The following is a 16188-nucleotide window of genomic DNA, read 5'->3' on the forward strand; positions in this document are numbered from 1 at the left end:
TCCACGGGGACGCGCACGGGAGCCCTTGCGGGACGCGGCCGGAGGAAGAAGGACGCGGGCCCTTCACATGGCGCGATCCCCGGGTTACGTTCTGGACATGCCCCGATGACGCCGACACGACCGCCGGTGAGCCTCCCGCACCACAACGGTAGCGGGACACCGCAGGCCCCCGGTCCGCCGCAGGTGCGGCAGAGCGCATGAGGTGGCGCATCGAACGGGTCCGGCATGCCGCGCATCGCGGATGAAGCCCGATGCGTCGGGTATGCCCCGATTTTCGACACACAGTGCGAAGCATGGGGACACCGGGAGACCGGTCTCGGGTGAGGCGGGGTCCGCCCCGCGGGATGGAGCCGAACATGATGGACGCTCTCGCCATCCACCGCGCGCTGCTCGCATGGGAGACCGTGCACGAGATCGTACGGCTGCCCATCGCGATCGGCGGCGCCGACGAACTGCCGCGCGCCCTCGGCCTGCCCGCGGGCCGCTGCCTGGCGACACGCGTCCTCAGCTGCGACGGGCACCGCGGCACCGGCCGCTTCCTGGCCGGGGCGATCGTCCCCGCCGGGGACCGGCCGCCCGCCGAGGCCGTGCGGCGCGCCGTGGGCGCACGGCACGCGCGTCCCGCCCGTCCGGACGTCATCAACGCGGCCACCGAGTACGCCGCCGACCTCGTCTGCCCGCTGCTGCTGCCCGACACCATGCGGCTGCTGATCGACCGCCGGCTCGTCGACGCGCTGCCGCCCGACGACGTCGTCTACACGCCGACCGGGGAGGCGTCCACGGCGCTCGGCATCCGGGCCCGCTCCCTGTACGAGCTGTGCGGCGCCGAACCGGCCGACCTGTTCGGCGCCGGGCTGCGCGCGGAGCACGTCCGGCAGGAGGTCCCCGCCGGATCCGTCCGGCATATCGGGCAGCCGGGCGAGCCCAACACGCCCGGACCGCGCCACCCCGTCGGCTGACGGACGCCCGTGCGGCTTCCGGCCCGGTATCGACGGGAATTCGGCACTCGGGCGGGAAGGAGGTCTGACGCCCCCGGCGCGCGGACTAACATCGGGGCCGTGGTGCGGGAAAACGAAGCCCGCCGCCCCGCGGCGTCCCCGATGGCGGACGGCCCTTGAGCGGACGACCCTTGAGCGGATACGGCGTGCGAACGATCAGACGCGCGGCCGCGCTGGCCGCGCTGCTGCCCTGCCTCCTGTGGGCGGCGAACCCCGCCCTGGCCGGGACGCCCGCGGCGGCCCCCGGCGCGGCGACCGCCCGCACGAACACGGCGACGCAGCCGCTCCAGCCGGAGACGCCGATGTCCGCGCGCGCGCAGGTCGGCATCGCCCTCAAGGAGATCGGCCCCAAGACCGTCCGGCACGACTCCAAGATCAAGCTCACGGGTCTCGTCCGGAACCGGACGGACGCCGCCCTCGACGGCGTGAGCGTGCGGTTCCGGTTCAGCAACCGGCCGGTGATCAGCCGCAGCGCCCTGCAGGAGTACAGCAAGACCCCCGCGTACCGGCTCCCCTACCACGGACCGGTCCAGCGGCTGCGGTCGGCCGCCGAACCCGGCGTCAAGTACGCCTGGGAACTCCAGACCACCGCCAAGGCGCTGGGGCTCCCGCCCACCGGCACCCCCGGCGTGTACCCGGTGGGCGTCGAGGTGCTGAACGCGGCCGGGGCGCCCGTCGGGGGCCTGACCACGTTCCTCACCTACATGCCGGACGACACGAACTTCAAGCCCGTCGCGATCGGCTGGGTGTGGCCGCTGGCCGACGAGCAGCACCGGACGACCGACGCGACGTTCATCGACGACGAGCTCAGCGAGGCCCTCGCGCCCGAGGGCCGGCTGTCGCGGCTCGTCAACGCCGCCGAGGCGACCGACACGCCGATCACGTGGGCCGTCGACCCCGCGCTCCTCGACGACGTCCGGACCATGGCGTCCGGCGCGTACACGGTGCGGGCGCCCGGGTCGGACGAGTCGGAGCGCAAGCCGCAGAGCCGGGCGGCCGCCGCGTGGCTGGAGGCGCTCGCCGAGAGCGCCAAGGACGACCCGTACTTCACGCTGCCCTACGCCGACCCCGACCTGGTCGCGCTCGTCCGCCACAAGATGCCGCAGCAGGTCCGGGCCGCATTCGCGCCGGACAACCTCAAGGTGGCGTCCGAGGTCCTCGGCCGCGCCCCGGACGCGCGCGTCGCGTGGCCGACGGGCGGCTCGGTCGGGCACGACACCGCCGACTGGCTGGCGAAGAACGTCCTCGGCGACGGCGGCGCGTTCCTGCTCAGCAGCAAGCACTTCCAGCGGCCCGCGCAGGGCTCCCCGAACGCGACCACCACGTTCGAGACGAGCCACGGGGCCCAGCCGACGCTGCTCTACGACGAGACCCTCAACGACATCGTCAGCGACAGCGGCGACACGATCGGGTCGTCGCTGCTCACCGAGCAGCGGTTCCTCGCCGAGACCGCGATGATCGCCGCGGAGGCGCCCGCCCTGCAGCGGACCGTCGTCGTCGCGCCCGACCACCGCTGGGACCCGGTCCCCGGCCTCGCCCAGCGGCTCCTCGAGTACACGCAGAACGCCGACTGGCTGAAGGAAGTCCCGCTCGGCGACATCGAGGACGCGGCCCCGCAGCCCCGCGTCTGGAACAACTACCCGGACCACTACGAGCGGTACGAACTCGGGGAGAGCTACCTCAAGCGGGTGTGGACGATCAGCCGCCGCGCCGAGTCGTTCCACTCGGTGATGGTCGAGCCGTACAACCTCTCGTACGAGAAGGCCCTGCTGAGGATCGTGTCGTCGGCGTGGCGGGCCGATTCCAAGGACGCCAAGGCGGCCCGCGTCGCCCTGTCGGACCAGCTCGCCCGCGACATGGGCCAGGTGCGCTTCCTCACCCCCGAGAGCAAGCGGATCAACATGACGGGCAGCACCGGGACGCTGCCGGTGTCGATCGAGAACGAGCTGGACGACCAGGCCGTCCGGGTCCGGCTCGTCGTCGCGTCGCAGAACACCGCCAAGCTCCAGCTCGGCGCGCTGGAACCGGAGGCGCAGATCATCGAGCTGCAGCCGGGGGAACGGGTCACGCGGTGGGTCCCGGCGGAGGCGCGCGGCAACGGGATCTTCCGGATGGACCTGCAGCTGGTGAACCCGAGCACCGGCCGCCCGTTCGGTGACGGCGAGACGGTGACCGTCCACGCCACCGGATACGGGCAGATAGCGCTGCTCATCACCGGCGGCGGACTTGCCGTACTCTTCGTGGGCGTCGGAGTGCGGGCCATCAGAGCAAGGCGCCGCCGGAAAGCGGAGGCAGCCGGTGACGGGTCGACGGGAATGGGACCAGGAGCGACCGGAGGACCGGGGGACGGATTCCCCGGCCCCGGATTCGCAGGGCCCGGCCTACCCGACCCCGAACTCTCAGGGACCGCCCCCTGGGGCGGGGCAGGGGCCGAGCCCGGCGCCGCCGTACCCGGCGCAGGGCCGTCCGCAGGACCCCCGGAACCCGAACCCGGGATATCCCGGTCAGGCGCCACCCGCGCCGACCCCGGGGCGGGCGACCCCGCCCGCTGACCCGTACACGCCGCGCCACGGCCGCCCGCCCGCGGGCCCGCCGGGGCCGGCCGGGCCGCCCGGGCAGGACCCCTGGAACCGGCCCCCGTCGCCGTCGGCCCGCCCCGGCGGAGGAGCCCCCGGCCAGGACCGGTGGGACCGGTCCGGCCCCGCCGGGCCGCCGCGGCGGCGTCCGCCGCCGGGCGGCCCGCAGGCACCGCAGTACCCGGGGCAGGGCGGCCCCCAGGCGCGTCCCGGAGAGGGAGCGCCCGGCCAGGGGCAGTGGAACCGGCCGGGACCCGCGGTCCCGCCGCCCGGACGGGCGCCGCGGCACGGCGGCGGCCCCGCCGACGGACGTCCGAACCCGGCCGACCCGCGCCGCGCCCAGCCCGGCCCCGCGGGCGGACCTCCCGGCCAGGGCGCGCAGCCCGGCCAGGGCGGTGGCCAGTGGGGCCCGCCGCAGGGCCCCGGCGGCCCCCCAGGCCAGGGGCGCTCGGACATCGCGCGGTTCGGCCCCGGACCGGCGGGCGGTCCACCCGCCCCCGGCCGTCCGGGGCAGGGCGCACAGGGCCCGCCCGGGCAGGGACGCTCGCACACGGCGCAGTTCGGCGCGCCGCAACCCGGGCGCGGCCACGGGCAGGGCGGTTCCGGCGGGCAGGGCGGTCCCAGCGGGCAGGGCGGTCCCGGACGTCCGGACTACGGCGCCCCGGGCCAGAGCTACGCCGAGCACGGCGGGCATCCCCAGGGCGGGCATCCCGGCCGCGACGCGTTCGGACGGCCGGTCCCGCAGGGCGGGCCGCACGCACCCGGCGTCCCGTCGCCCGCCGTGGCGGACGAGACGGCCCTCGACATGCCGGCGCCCGGGGGAACGGCGCCGTCGGAGACGATGGTGGACGGCCCGCCGGTCCCGCCCGAAGGCGGCGGCCCCTCGGGCGGCTCGTCCGGCGGCATCCTGAAGTCCGGCGCGATCATGGCGCTGGGCACGCTGGCGTCCCGCGTCACCGGCTTCCTGCGGACGGCCGTCATCGTCGCGGCGCTCGGCACCGGACTGCTGGCGAACGCCTACAACACCGCCAACACGATCCCGAACCAGATCTACGACCTGCTGCTCGGCGGCATCCTGACGAGCATCATCGTGCCGCTGCTGGTGCGCGCGAAGGAGCGCGACCGGCGGTACGGGGAGCAGTACGAGCAGCGGGTGTTCACGCTCGCGGTGATCGGGCTGGGCGCGCTGACGCTCGTGTCGATCCTGCTCGCGCCGGTGTTCATCGACGTGCTCGGCAAGAGCTTCACCGACGACCAGCGCGACGTCGCGATCCTGTTCGCGCGGTTCTTCCTCCCGCAGATCTTCTTCTACGGGGTCGGGGCGTTCGCGGGCGCGATCCTGAACTCGCGCGGCAGCTTCGGCGCGCCGATGTGGGCGCCGGTGCTGAACAACCTGGTGGTCATCGCGGTCGGCGGCGCGTTCCTGGCGATCACGGCGGGCCCGGTCGACCCGTCCACGATCTCCGACGACATGCTGCTCCTGCTGTCGATCGGCACCACCGGCGGCATCGTCCTGCAGACGGTCGCGCTGTGGCCGTCCCTGCGCAAGATGGGCTTCCGCTGGCGGCCCCGCCTGGACTTCAAGAAGGGGGAGCTCGGCGAGGTCGCGCGGCTGGCGGGCTGGACGCTGCTGTACGTCGCGCTGACGCAGAGCGCGCTCGTCGTGATCACCGCGCTGACGAACGCGGCCGGGAACACGGCCGAGGAGGCGGGCCTCGGGCAGGGCTACGGGTACACGCCGTACTTCAACGCCTACCAGCTCTTCCAGCTCCCGTACGCGATCGTCGGCGTTTCGGTGATCACGGCGCTGCTGCCGCGGATGAGCCGGTTCGCGGCGGAGGGCAAGACGGCGGACGTGCGCGCCGCGTTCTCGAGCGGGCTGCGGCTCTCGTCGGTGATCATCATGCCGGCGGCGGCGCTGATGCTGGTGCTCGGCCCGGAGATCACCACGGTGCTGTTCGCGCACGGCAACGCGTCGACCGAGGACGCCGCCGTCATCGCGCGGATCATGCAGATGTTCGCGATCGCGCTGGTGCCGTTCTCGACCTACCAGCTGATGCTGCGGGTGTTCTACGCGCACGGCGACACGCGGACGCCCGCGCTGATCGGTTTCGTCACCGTCGGCTGCAACATCGCGCTCGCGTTCACCGCCTACAGCGTCCTGGACGTCAAGTGGGTCGTGGTCGGCATCGCGGCCGGGCTCGGCATCGCGAACGCCGCCGGCGCGGTGACGTCCTGGCTGGTGCTGCGCCGCATGCTCGACGGGATGGACGGCCGGCGCATCGTCGGCGGGCACCTGAAGCTGCTCGCGGCGGTGCTGCCGCTCGGCGGGTTCGCGTACGCGACGCACCTCGCCGTCGGCGCCGTGATGGGCGACTCGATGCCCGCGGCGCTGCTCACGCTGGTCGTCGGAACCGCGGGCGGCGGGGCGCTGTACCTGGTGACCGCCAAGCTGCTGCGGGTCGAGGAGGTCCAGACGATGATCTCCACGTTCGCCCGGCGGCTCCCGGGACGCTGACCAACTGGTAACTACCGGACGGCGGTAAAGCGCGGCAAAGTACACGGGACGCGCGCCGATAAGGCGGCCGCCCGGGCGGTTAGCCACTACCATGTGGGGGACTACGGCTCGCGGGGCGACACCCTGGGGAACGCAAAGAGGAGGGTCGGAGGCGTAAGCTGCCACGCCACGGACATGGGATCTGACCACCTGCGCAGGACGTTGCCTTGAGCACGTCGATGATCGAGCCCGGTAATCGTCTCGCCGGTCGCTACCGGCTTGAGAAGCGCATCAAGGACTCTGGCGGCTCCACCCTGTGGAAGGCCGTCGACGAGATCCTCGCGCGGGCCGTCGCGGTCCGCACCTTCGACCCCGAGTTCCCCCGGATCGCCGAGGTCGTCACGTCCGCCCGGTCCGCCAGCAGGCTCACCGACCCCCGCCTCACCCAGGTGTTCGACGCCGACGACAGCGGCGAGAGCGCCTACGTGGTCAGCGAGTGGGTCGTCGGGGAGACCCTGGAGGGCATGCTCGCCAAGGCGCCGCTGGAGCCCGGCCGCGCCGCGACCCTGCTGTACGAGGCGTCCGAGGCGATGGCCGCCGCGCACGCCGCCGGGCTGTCGCACCTGTGCCTCGCGCCCGGCGACCTCGTCTGGACGACCGGCGGCACCGTCAAGCTGCTCGGCATCGCCACCGACGCCGTCCTGCGCGACCGGACGAGCGACGACCCGGCCGCCGAGGACGTCCGCGGCCTCGGCCGGGTGCTGTACGCGGCGCTCACCGCGCACTGGCCCGGCGCGCCCGGCGTGTCGTCCGTGCTGCCCGCCGCCCCCGCGACCGACGGCGTCCCGCAGCCGCCCCGGCAGGTGCAGGCGGGGATCTCGCACGCGGTCGACGCGATCGTGTGCCGCTGCCTCGGCATCGGGCCCGGCGCGGGCGGACCCGGCGGCGAGCCGATCGGCACCCCCGCGGAGCTGACGAAGGCGCTGCGCGGTGTCCCGCGCACCCCGCTGCCGCTGTTCGCCGGGCTCGGGTCCGCCCAGCCCCCGCCCCGGCGGTCCGCCCCGAAACCGGCCGCGCCGCCGCACCAGCCGCACCACACCCACCAGCCGAACCGGGCCGGTCACGGGCACCGCGCGGCGGCGACGCCGCGGCCCCGGCCCGCGGACTCGACCGCCCAGTTGCCGCCGCGCACCGCACGGCACGACGTCCCGCAGCCGACGCGGCCCGCACGGCACGCGCCGTCCGGCCACCGGACGAACGCGGGCCCCGGCGCCCGCAAGCCCGGCAACCGCGCGCTGATGGGCATCGCCGCCGCCGCGCTCACCGTGATCGTCGGCGTCGGCGCCTGGGCGCTGACCAGCGGCGGCGGCGAGACGGGCGGCGGGGGCGGGGGCGGCGGCGTCGCCGATCCGACGCAGGGAACCAACAGCCCCGCAGCGTCCCCCAGCGCGCTGACAGCGCAGAATATCGAGAAGGCCGAGAAGCCGGTCGACAACCATTTCGACGACTCCATCGGGAATGACCTCGCGTCGTTGACGGACGGCAAGCCGTCCAGCGAGTGGGAGACGCAGCGGTACGCCGACGCCAACTTCGGCAGGTACAGCGAGGGCCTCGGCGTGACGCTCGACATGGGCAAGCCCGTCAACGTCTCGAGCGTCAAGATCGCCTGCCCGGTGAGCGGCGGAATCCTCCAGGTGAAGGTCGGCGACAGCACGTCCCCGGAGGCCATGAAGCCCATCGGGAAGCAGCCCTGCGGCAACGGCGAGCTGACCTTCACCGCCGACCCGGCCGCCAGCGGCCAGTACGTCCTCGCCTGGTTCACCGAGCTGCCCATGTACAACGGCATGTGGAAGGGCCGCCTCGGCGAGATCACCGTCTACGGAAACTGATCCCGCACGACCGCCCCCGACCGTAGATGATCTCCCGGTGGGCGAAGTCCCTGACCTGTGACGGGAAGTCTCCGTTGTCTGTATCGTGCCTCTGAGCAGAATGTCCCTCTCCCCCCAGGATTCCGTGGTGTCTTCCCCAGCAGGCGCGGCCGGTCGCGGACGAGAAGGCGGTCGCACATGGCGTCGGTGAGCATGCGTCCCGTCGACGAAGTTCCCGACAAGGAGCTGCTGGCCCGGCACGCGCAGGGGGACCCGCACGCCTTCTCCGTCCTCGTGCAGCGGCACCGGGACCGGATGTGGGCGGTCGCGCTGCGCACCGTCGGCGACCCGGAGGAGGCGGCCGACGCCCTGCAGGACGCCTGCCTGTCGGCGTTCCGCGCCGCCGGACGGTTCCGCGGCGACGCCGCCGTCACCACCTGGCTGCACCGCATCGTCGTCAACGCGTGCCTCGACCGGATCCGCCGCAAGTCCGTCCGGCCCGCCACCCCCATGGGGGACGACGCGACGTTCGACGCCGTCGCGCCGAAGATGCCCGACCCGACCGACGCGCACGGCGTGTCCCTGGACGTCCGCACCGCGCTCCTCGAACTGCCGTTCGAGCAGCGGGCGGCACTCGTCCTCGTCGACATGATGGGGTATTCGGTCGACGACGCGGCACGCGTCCTCGACGTCCCGCCCGGGACGATCAAGAGCCGCTGCGCCCGTGGCCGGGCCCGGCTCGCGCCGCTCCTCCGGCACCACCGGAACCGACGCGACTCGAAAAACGTCGGAGGTGTGGAAGGAGGTGGCATGCCCAAGTGAACCCCGCACATGTGGACTACGAGGTCCTCGCCGACCTGGCCGAGGGACTGCTCGAAGACGATCAAGCCGCCTCCGTCAACGCGCACCTGGAAACCTGCGCCGAATGCCGGGACCGATCCGCCGATCTTGCGGACGTCTCCCGGATCCTGGCGGAGGCACCCGTCCCGTCCATGCCCGCCGAGCTGGCTGAGCGCATCGATACCGCCCTGGCGGAGGAATCGCTCAACAACGCCACCGTGGTGAGCCTGGAACAGCGGCGTGGTAGGCGGCATTGGCGGATCCTGTCGGCGGCGGCCGCGACGGTCGTCGTGCTCGGCGGCGCCGGGTTGATCGGCGGCATCACCCTGGACGAGATGAACGGCGACCACGGCACGGCGTCCGCGCCCGCCCACGACCCGGCCGACGCGTCGGGCGAGTCGGGCGCCGCCCCGCCCGCGCGAGGCTCGTCGCCGGATCCGCAGATCATGGGGGGATCCGCGTTCTCCGTCGTGCACAGCGGCACCGCCTACCGCGCGGGCACGCTGGCCGAGCAGGTCGACGGGCTCGTCGGCCGCGCCGGGGACCTCCCGTCCGCGCCGCCGGGCGGCCGGCTGGCCGGCTGTGTCGAGGGCGTCACCGGGGGACGTGCGCCCGACCTGGTCGACCAGGCGAAGTTCGAAGGCCGCCAGGCCACGGTGATCGCGCTGCGCGGTGCGGGTTCCGGGGGGTGGAACATCTGGGTCGTCGGCCCGGAATGCTCTGCGGGGAACCAGCACCTCATCAAGCGGATCGGCGGCTGACCCGCCTCTTCACGGACGGCCCCCGGGTGCAGGCACCCCGGGGCCGTCCTTTCACGTAGGGACGTGCGCGTGCGCCGCAGGGGCGCGTGTGCCGCGGCGGCGCTCGTCCGCCCGTCCGGTCAGAGGGACGCGACGAAGTCGAGCGCGATCGCCCACGCCCGTTCGGCGGCCTCCGCGTCATGGTCGGGCAGGTCCGGGTCGGTGAACAGGTGCCCCGCGCCCCGGTAGCGGAAGATCTCCACGTCGGCGCCCGCCTTGCGCATCTGCAGGTACCAGGCGTTCAGCCAGTCGACGGGCTCGAACGTGTCCGGGTCGGCGACGTGCAGCTGCACCGGGATGTCGGTCGACGCGTCGTCCGGCAGGTCGGACGTCCCGTGCATCAGCAGCAGCCCGCCCGCGTTCGCGTCGGCGAGCGCGAGGTTCTGCGCGATGGCCGCGCCCAGCGAGAACCCCGCGTAGACGAGCCCGCCCGGTTCCGTCAGCGGCGCCGCCGCCGCGACCGCCCGCCGCAGCAGCTCGTCCCGCCCGATCTCCTCGTTGATCTCCCGCCCCTCGTCCACCGTCGCCGCGACACGCCCGTCGTACAGGTCGGGGACGTGCACCTCGTGTCCGGCGGCGCGCAGCCGGTCGGCCGCGCCGTGCACCGCCGGTCGGAGACCGTAGATGGAGTGGAAGAGGAGAATGCGTGCCATGAGCCACAGCCTACGGCCGACGGCGAACGCCACCTGCGGGAATCATGACGGCCTAGGATCGGTTGACGCGACTGGCGGGCCGGGTCATCGCGGCACCGACGGTGAACGAGGAGAGGCAAAGAACAGTGAGCGACGTCCGTAACGTCATCATCATCGGCTCCGGCCCCGCGGGCTACACGGCCGCCGTCTACGCGGCCCGCGGCGACCTGAAGCCGCTCGTGTTCGAGGGGTCGGTCACCGCCGGCGGCGCCCTGATGAACACCACCGACGTGGAGAACTTCCCCGGGTTCCCGGACGGGATCATGGGTCCCGACCTGATGGACAACCTGCGCAAGCAGGCCGAGCGGTTCGGTGCCGAGCTCATCGCCGACGACGTCACCGAGGTCGACCTGAACGCCGACCCGAAGATCGTCAAGGTGGGCGACGACGTCTTCCGCGCCCGCGCCGTCATCGTCGCGACCGGCTCCGGGTACCGCGAGCTGGGCCTCCCCGACGAGCAGCGGCTCTCCGGCCGCGGCGTCTCCTGGTGCGCGACCTGCGACGGCTTCTTCTTCCGCGAGCAGGACATCGCCGTCGTCGGCGGCGGCGACACCGCGATGGAGGAGGCGATCTTCCTCACCAAGTTCGCCCGCACGGTCACCGTCGTCCACCGCCGCGGCGAGCTGCGCGCGTCCAAGATCATGCAGGACCGGGCGTTCGCCAACGACAAGATCAAGTTCCAGTGGGACAGCGAGGTCACCGCGATCCACGGCGACGACCGCGTGCAGGGCGTGACCGTCCGCAACGTCAAGACCGGCGAGGACAGCCGCCTCGACGTCACCGGCCTGTTCATCGCGATCGGGCACGACCCGCGCAGCGAGCTGTTCACCGGCCAGCTCGAGACCGACGCCGACGGCTACCTGCTCGTCGACGCCCCCACCACGAAGACGAAGGTCCCCGGCGTGTTCGCCTGCGGCGACGTGGTCGACCACATCTACCGCCAGGCCGTCACCGCCGCCGGCAGCGGCTGCGCCGCCGCCATCGACGCCGAACGCTGGCTGCAGGACCGCGACGCCGCCGAGACCGTCCCGCAGGCCTGACCCCGCCCGCACGAGCCGCGGCCGGACGGCCGTCCGGTCCGTTCCGCGACCCTTGAAGGAGACACCATGAAAGCCGTGACCGACGCCGACTTCGCGACCGAGGTCCTGCAGAGCGACAAGCCCGTCCTCGTCGACTTCTGGGCCGAGTGGTGCGGCCCGTGCCGGATGGTCGCGCCGATCCTCGAGGAGATCGCCGCCGAGCACGGCGACAGCATCGAGATCGTCAAGCTGAACATCGACGAGAACCCGCAGGTTCCGGCGAAGTACGGCGTCATGCAGATCCCGACGATGAACGTCTACCAGGGCGGCGAGGTCGTCAAGCAGATCATGGGCGCCAAGCCGAAGGCCGCGCTGCTGCGCGACCTGTCGGAGTTCCTCACCGCCAAGTCCTGAACGTCCACAGGGCGACGCTCCGGTCGCCGATCCCACCGTCACAACGGTAGGGTCGGCGACCGATTCGTTTATGCGGCCCTGTGGAGGTATCTCACATTGCCCCTGCCCGAAGTCCTGCTCCCCGAGAACCTGGACGACCCGGACGTCCTGTGGAACCGCGCATCGGTCCTGGCGGTCGGGACCGCCGCCGAGGTCGTCTCCGCCGGGGCGACCGTCGACGGCGACGGCGTCCGCGCCGCCGGACCGGACGGCTGGTGCAGGGTCACGCTCGCTCCTGACGGCGAAGCCGTCCTCAGCGGCGGAGGCGGCGACGCGAGCGCGCCCGCCCTCGACGGGCTCCCCGAACGGCTCGACTGGGACGGCCTCCGCGACGGCCTCGGCTACGTCTGCTGGTACACGGACGGCGCCTGGCACGGGCCCGGCGGCCTCGACGCGTCCGCGGGCCTCCTCACGGACGACGACGCGACGATCGCCGAACTGACCGACGACGAGAACGGGCGCCGCGCCGTCGCGGACGTCCTCGCCAAGGCCCGCGCGAACACCCTCCGGCCCGCGGACGTCACCGCGATGCTCGGCGTCCTCGACCCGGACGTCGGCGCCGACGCCGCACGGACGCGGGCGGCGCTCGACACGGCCGTCCGGACCGGGATCCTCGCCGGGACGAGGCCCCCGCTCATCGGCGCGGCCCCCAGAAGCCTTTAAACGGGACGAAGCACGCCTTCCGGCCCCATGGAGCCGAGGAGCCGTTCCAGCGCCACCTCGACGTCCTCACGCCACGACAGGGCCGACTTCAGCTCCAGCCGCAGCCTCGGATACCGGTGATGGGGCCGGACCGTCTTGAACCCCACCGACAGCAGGTAGTCGGCCGGGACCATGCACCCGCCGTCCTCGCCCTTCAGGTCGCCGAACGCCTCGATCGCCTTCACCGCCCGGCGCGTCAGGTCCTTCGCGACGCCCTGCACCAGCATCCGGCCGAGGCCGCCGCCCGCGAACTCCGGCAGGATGTGCGCCGTCATCAGCAGGACGGCGTCGGCGCTCACCGGGCTCGTCGGGAACGCCACCGAACGCGGCACGTACAAAGGCGGCGCGTACAGGACGAACCCGGCCGGAACGTCGTCCACGTACGCGATCTTGCCGCAGCTACCCCACTCCAGCAGCGTCGAGGAGACCCACGCCTCCTTCTCCAACCCGGCGTCGCCGCTCTCCAGCGCCCGTTCCCGGGCCACCGGATCCAGCTCCCAGAAGACGCACCCCCGGCAGCGCAGCGGCAGATCGTCCAGATTGTCCAGCGTGATGTTGACGAGACGGCGCGACACGGCACCCCCCACCTGCGTTCCGCGGAGAACCCCGGACAACCTTCAGGGGTCCTCGGGCATCGTATCGAAGAGGGAACTACCCACGATCATGCGCCGCGCCACCTTCCGAGGGGTTCGGCGCCCGCGCCCCGCGGCCGATGCCGTAAGTTCGCCTGCAAGCCAGCCACACCACGGGAGGACCACGTGGAACAGCACACGCGCACGGACGCCTACACCGACCGCTACGCCGCCCGTGCCGCCGGCATGGTGCCCTCCGAGATCCGCGCGCTGTTCGCCATGGTCGCCCGCCCCGAGATCGTCTCCCTCGCCGGAGGCGCCCCCTACGTGTCCGCGCTCCCCCTCGACGCCGTCGGCGGCATGATCGGCGAGCTCGTCGCCGGCAAGGGCGCCGAAGCCCTCCAGTACGGGTCCGCGCAGGGCGACGAACGGCTCCGCGAGCACATCTGCGAAGTCATGGCCCTCGAAGGCGTGCACGGCTCCGCCGACGACGTCGTCGTCACCGTCGGCGCCCAGCAGGCCCTCGACCTCATCACGAAGATCTTCGTCGACCCGGGCGACGTCGTCCTCGCCGAAGCCCCCTCCTACGTCGGCGCCCTCGGCACCTTCGCCTCCTACCAGGCCGACGTCGTGCACGTCCCGATGGACGACGGCGGCCTCGACCCGGCCGCGCTCCGCGAGACCCTCGCCCGGCTGAAGCGCGAGAACCGCCGCGTCAAGTTCCTCTACACCGTCCCCACGTTCCAGAACCCCGCGGGCGTCACCCTCACCACCGCCCGCCGCGCCCAGATCCTGGAGATCTGCACCGAACACGACGTCCTCGTCGTCGAGGACAACCCCTACGGTCTCCTCCGCTTCGACGGCGACCCCGTCCGCGCCCTCCGCGCCGACGACGACCGCGTGATCTACCTCGGCTCGTTCTCCAAGACGATCGCGTCCGGCCTCCGCGTCGGCTGGGTCCTCGCACCCCACGCCGTCCGCGCCAAACTCGTCCTTGCCGCCGAGTCCGCGATCCTCTGCCCCTCGAACTTCTCCCAGCTCGCCGTCCGCGAATACCTCGCGACCCAGCCCTGGCGCGAGCAGATCAAGGACTTCCGCGAGCTCTACCGCGAACGCCGCGACGCGATGCTCGACGCGCTCGCCCAGCAGATGCCCGACGGCTGCACCTGGACCCGTCCCGAAGGCGGCTTCTTCGTCTGGCTCACCCTCCCCGAGGGACTCGACTCGAAGGCGATGTCGCCCCGCGCGATCGCCGAACGCGTCGCGTACGTCCCCGGCACCGGCTTCTACGCCGACGGCACCGGCCAGCGCCACATGCGCCTCTCGTACTGCTTCCCGGAACCCGACCGCATCCGCGAAGGCGTCCGCCGCCTCGCCGGGGTGATCGAACAGGAGCTCCGGATGCGGGACACTTTCGGGGAAACCGCCGCCACCGGCACCGGCGTCCACACCCCGGGGCCGGGCATCGTCTAGAAGGGCACCCGTGGAACTCGGTCACGTCGTCGTCCTCGCCGGAGGGCTCTCCTACGAGCGCGAGGTCTCCCTCCGCTCCGGCCGCCGCGTCGCGGAGGCCCTCCGGTCCCGGGGCGTCCCCGTCGAACTGCGCGACGCGGACGCCACCCTCCTCGACTCGTTGACCGACGACCCGCCCGACGCCGTCTTCCCCGTCCTGCACGGCGCCGCCGGCGAGGACGGCTCGATCCGCGACATCCTCGAACTCCTCGACGTCCCTTACGTCGGCGCCCGTCCCGACGCGTGCCGCGTCGCCTGGGACAAGCCCACCGCGAAGGCCGTCGTCCGCCGCGCCGGGCTGCACACCCCCGACTCGGTCGCCCTGCCGAAGGAGGTCTTCCACGACCTCGGCGCGACCGCCGTCCTCGACCGGATCGTGCACCGCCTCGGACTGCCCCTGTTCGTCAAACCCACCCGCGGGGGCTCCGCCCTCGGCGCGTCCGTCGTCCACGAGGCGTCCGGCCTCTCGGCCGCGATGGTCGGCTGCTTCGGCTACGGCGACGCCGCACTCGTCGAACGCCACGTCTCCGGCACCGAGATCGCCGTCAGCGTCATCGAACGGGACGGCGCCCCCGAGGCCCTCCCGCCCGTCGAGATCGTCGCCCCGAACGGCCGCTACGACTACACCGCCCGCTACGACGCCGGCGAGACCGAGTTCGTCACCCCCGCCCGCCTCACCCCCGAGGCCGCCGAACGCGCGTCCGCCGCCGCCGTCACCGCCCACCGCGCCCTCGGCCTCCGCGACCTCTCCCGCACCGACCTCATCGTCGACGAGCACGGCGACGTCCACTTCCTGGAGGTCAACGTCGCCCCCGGCATGACCGAGACCAGCCTCCTCCCCCGTGCCGTCTCGGCCGCCGCCCTGGACCTGGGCACCCTCTGCCAGGACCTCCTCCTGGCCCGCCTGTCCTGATCGGCGCCCACCGGTTTCACGTGAAACATCGAGCCGGCCCCTTCCGGTTTCACGTGAAACACCCCCACGCTCACCGCCCGCGCTAGCGGACGTCCGCGCCCGGCGCACGCACCGGCCGTCTGCACCGAACCTCACGTCAGCGCGTCCGGGCGAGCACTCGCCGTCTTGCCGCGACCCGCGCGGTGGGCGGGGTGCCGCTGGACGGCTGCCGCGCCGTGCGAGAACAGATACTCACGCCACTGCAGCGACCCGCGCGCCGGGACAACGCCGTCCTCGACGCCCCCCCGGGGAGGATCTCCCCTGGTTCAGGTTCATCGACCGGCACCACTGATGCGGCACGGGCTTCCCCCGCCTGCCCCTCGTGCGCCGACACCGTTGCCCCACTACGCGGAACTCCTCGGACGTCCGATGCGACAGTTCGCGGACTACGAGCTCCCGTCGTCCGGCTTCACACTCGCGGTGATCACGGCCCGGATCGGGTTCCGGTCGCCTGGTCGGACGTTGCTGCGAGGTCGTCTTCAGCGCTCTGGTCGGCAACGCCGGTGCGGTCCGGCCGGGTTCGATGGGGCGGGGGTTCGGAGGCGTTTCACGTGAAACATCGAGGAAGCGCCAGCCGCGACCATCGCCCCGCACGGACGCTCGGTGAGGCGCGGCGGCGAATGCGTGGCAGCGTCCCGAGGTCGCTCTGGCGGCACGACTGGGCCACCCGGCATGCACATGTCGCGCCTCGCACTGAACTCGCCCGC

13 protein-coding genes are annotated in these 16188 nt (G+C 73.1%); 11 read left to right on the forward strand and 2 right to left on the reverse strand.

Annotated features, from left to right (window positions below):
• Positions 1-356 precede the first annotated feature (356 nt).
• The 6 genes from ACFQ11_RS03410 (at position 357) to ACFQ11_RS03435 (ending at position 9540) form a co-directional block, all read left to right on the forward strand.
• On the forward strand, positions 357-959 hold the full coding sequence (locus ACFQ11_RS03410) for an aminoacyl-tRNA deacylase (RefSeq protein ID WP_378296277.1): 603 nt from the start codon (positions 357-359) through the stop codon (positions 957-959).
• Positions 960-1144: 185 nt separating this feature from the next.
• Entirely contained in the window at positions 1145-3550 is a 2406-nt protein-coding gene (locus ACFQ11_RS03415; protein ID WP_378296278.1) for a DUF6049 family protein, read from the forward strand.
• Positions 3551-4355: 805 nt separating this feature from the next.
• Complete coding sequence (murJ, locus tag ACFQ11_RS03420; RefSeq protein ID WP_378296279.1) at positions 4356-6092, forward strand: murein biosynthesis integral membrane protein MurJ; 1737 nt, start codon at positions 4356-4358, stop codon at positions 6090-6092.
• Between the two features lie 206 nt (positions 6093-6298).
• Positions 6299-7960 carry a protein kinase family protein gene (locus ACFQ11_RS03425; RefSeq protein WP_378296280.1) on the forward strand — a complete coding sequence of 554 codons (1662 nt, stop codon included), beginning with the start codon at positions 6299-6301 and terminating at the stop codon, positions 7958-7960.
• Between the two features lie 177 nt (positions 7961-8137).
• Positions 8138-8761, forward strand: coding sequence for an RNA polymerase sigma factor SigM (gene sigM, locus ACFQ11_RS03430; protein WP_378296281.1), 624 nt, complete (start codon positions 8138-8140; stop codon positions 8759-8761).
• Positions 8758-9540: an anti-sigma factor family protein gene (locus ACFQ11_RS03435; RefSeq protein ID WP_378296282.1), complete on the forward strand. Its 783-nt coding sequence runs from the start codon at positions 8758-8760 to the stop codon at positions 9538-9540. The genes sigM and ACFQ11_RS03435 overlap by 4 nt, the downstream gene beginning before the upstream one ends.
• Before the next feature lie 119 nt (positions 9541-9659).
• Here ACFQ11_RS03435 and ACFQ11_RS03440 read toward each other — a convergent pair whose 3' ends face one another.
• Positions 9660-10232, reverse strand: a complete 573-nt coding sequence (locus tag ACFQ11_RS03440) for a dienelactone hydrolase family protein (RefSeq protein ID WP_378296283.1) — start codon at positions 10230-10232, stop codon at positions 9660-9662.
• 125 nt (positions 10233-10357) lie between these two features.
• On the opposite strand from ACFQ11_RS03440, the gene trxB reads away from it, so the two are divergent.
• The 3 genes from trxB (at position 10358) to ACFQ11_RS03455 (ending at position 12406) form a co-directional block, all read left to right on the forward strand.
• The gene (trxB, locus tag ACFQ11_RS03445; RefSeq protein ID WP_378296284.1) at positions 10358-11311 is read left to right on the forward strand and encodes a thioredoxin-disulfide reductase; all 954 of its coding nucleotides are present in this window, start codon (positions 10358-10360) and stop codon (positions 11309-11311) included.
• A 66-nt stretch (positions 11312-11377) separates the two neighbouring features.
• On the forward strand, positions 11378-11704 hold the full coding sequence (gene trxA / locus ACFQ11_RS03450; protein ID WP_378296285.1) for a thioredoxin: 327 nt from the start codon (positions 11378-11380) through the stop codon (positions 11702-11704).
• A 96-nt stretch (positions 11705-11800) separates the two neighbouring features.
• The gene (locus ACFQ11_RS03455; RefSeq protein WP_378296286.1) at positions 11801-12406 is read left to right on the forward strand and encodes a hypothetical protein; all 606 of its coding nucleotides are present in this window, start codon (positions 11801-11803) and stop codon (positions 12404-12406) included.
• Here ACFQ11_RS03455 and ACFQ11_RS03460 read toward each other — a convergent pair.
• Complete coding sequence (locus tag ACFQ11_RS03460; RefSeq protein ID WP_378296287.1) at positions 12403-13020, reverse strand: GNAT family N-acetyltransferase; 618 nt, start codon at positions 13018-13020, stop codon at positions 12403-12405. The two genes, ACFQ11_RS03455 and ACFQ11_RS03460, sit on opposite strands and share 4 nt — an antisense overlap.
• Positions 13021-13203: 183 nt before the next feature.
• Here ACFQ11_RS03460 and ACFQ11_RS03465 point away from each other — a divergent pair, with 183 nt between their 5' ends.
• Together ACFQ11_RS03465 and ACFQ11_RS03470 are read left to right on the forward strand one after the other, a co-directional pair.
• Positions 13204-14490, forward strand: coding sequence for an aminotransferase-like domain-containing protein (locus ACFQ11_RS03465; protein ID WP_449193541.1), 1287 nt, complete (start codon positions 13204-13206; stop codon positions 14488-14490).
• Between the two features lie 10 nt (positions 14491-14500).
• Entirely contained in the window at positions 14501-15442 is a 942-nt protein-coding gene (locus ACFQ11_RS03470; protein ID WP_378296288.1) for a D-alanine--D-alanine ligase family protein, read from the forward strand.
• The last annotated feature ends 746 nt before the right edge of the window (positions 15443-16188 follow it).

Origin of the sequence: Actinomadura sediminis, from assembly GCF_042675525.1 — a bacterium.
Classification (GTDB): Bacteria; Actinomycetota; Actinomycetes; order Streptosporangiales; family Streptosporangiaceae; genus Spirillospora; species Spirillospora sediminis.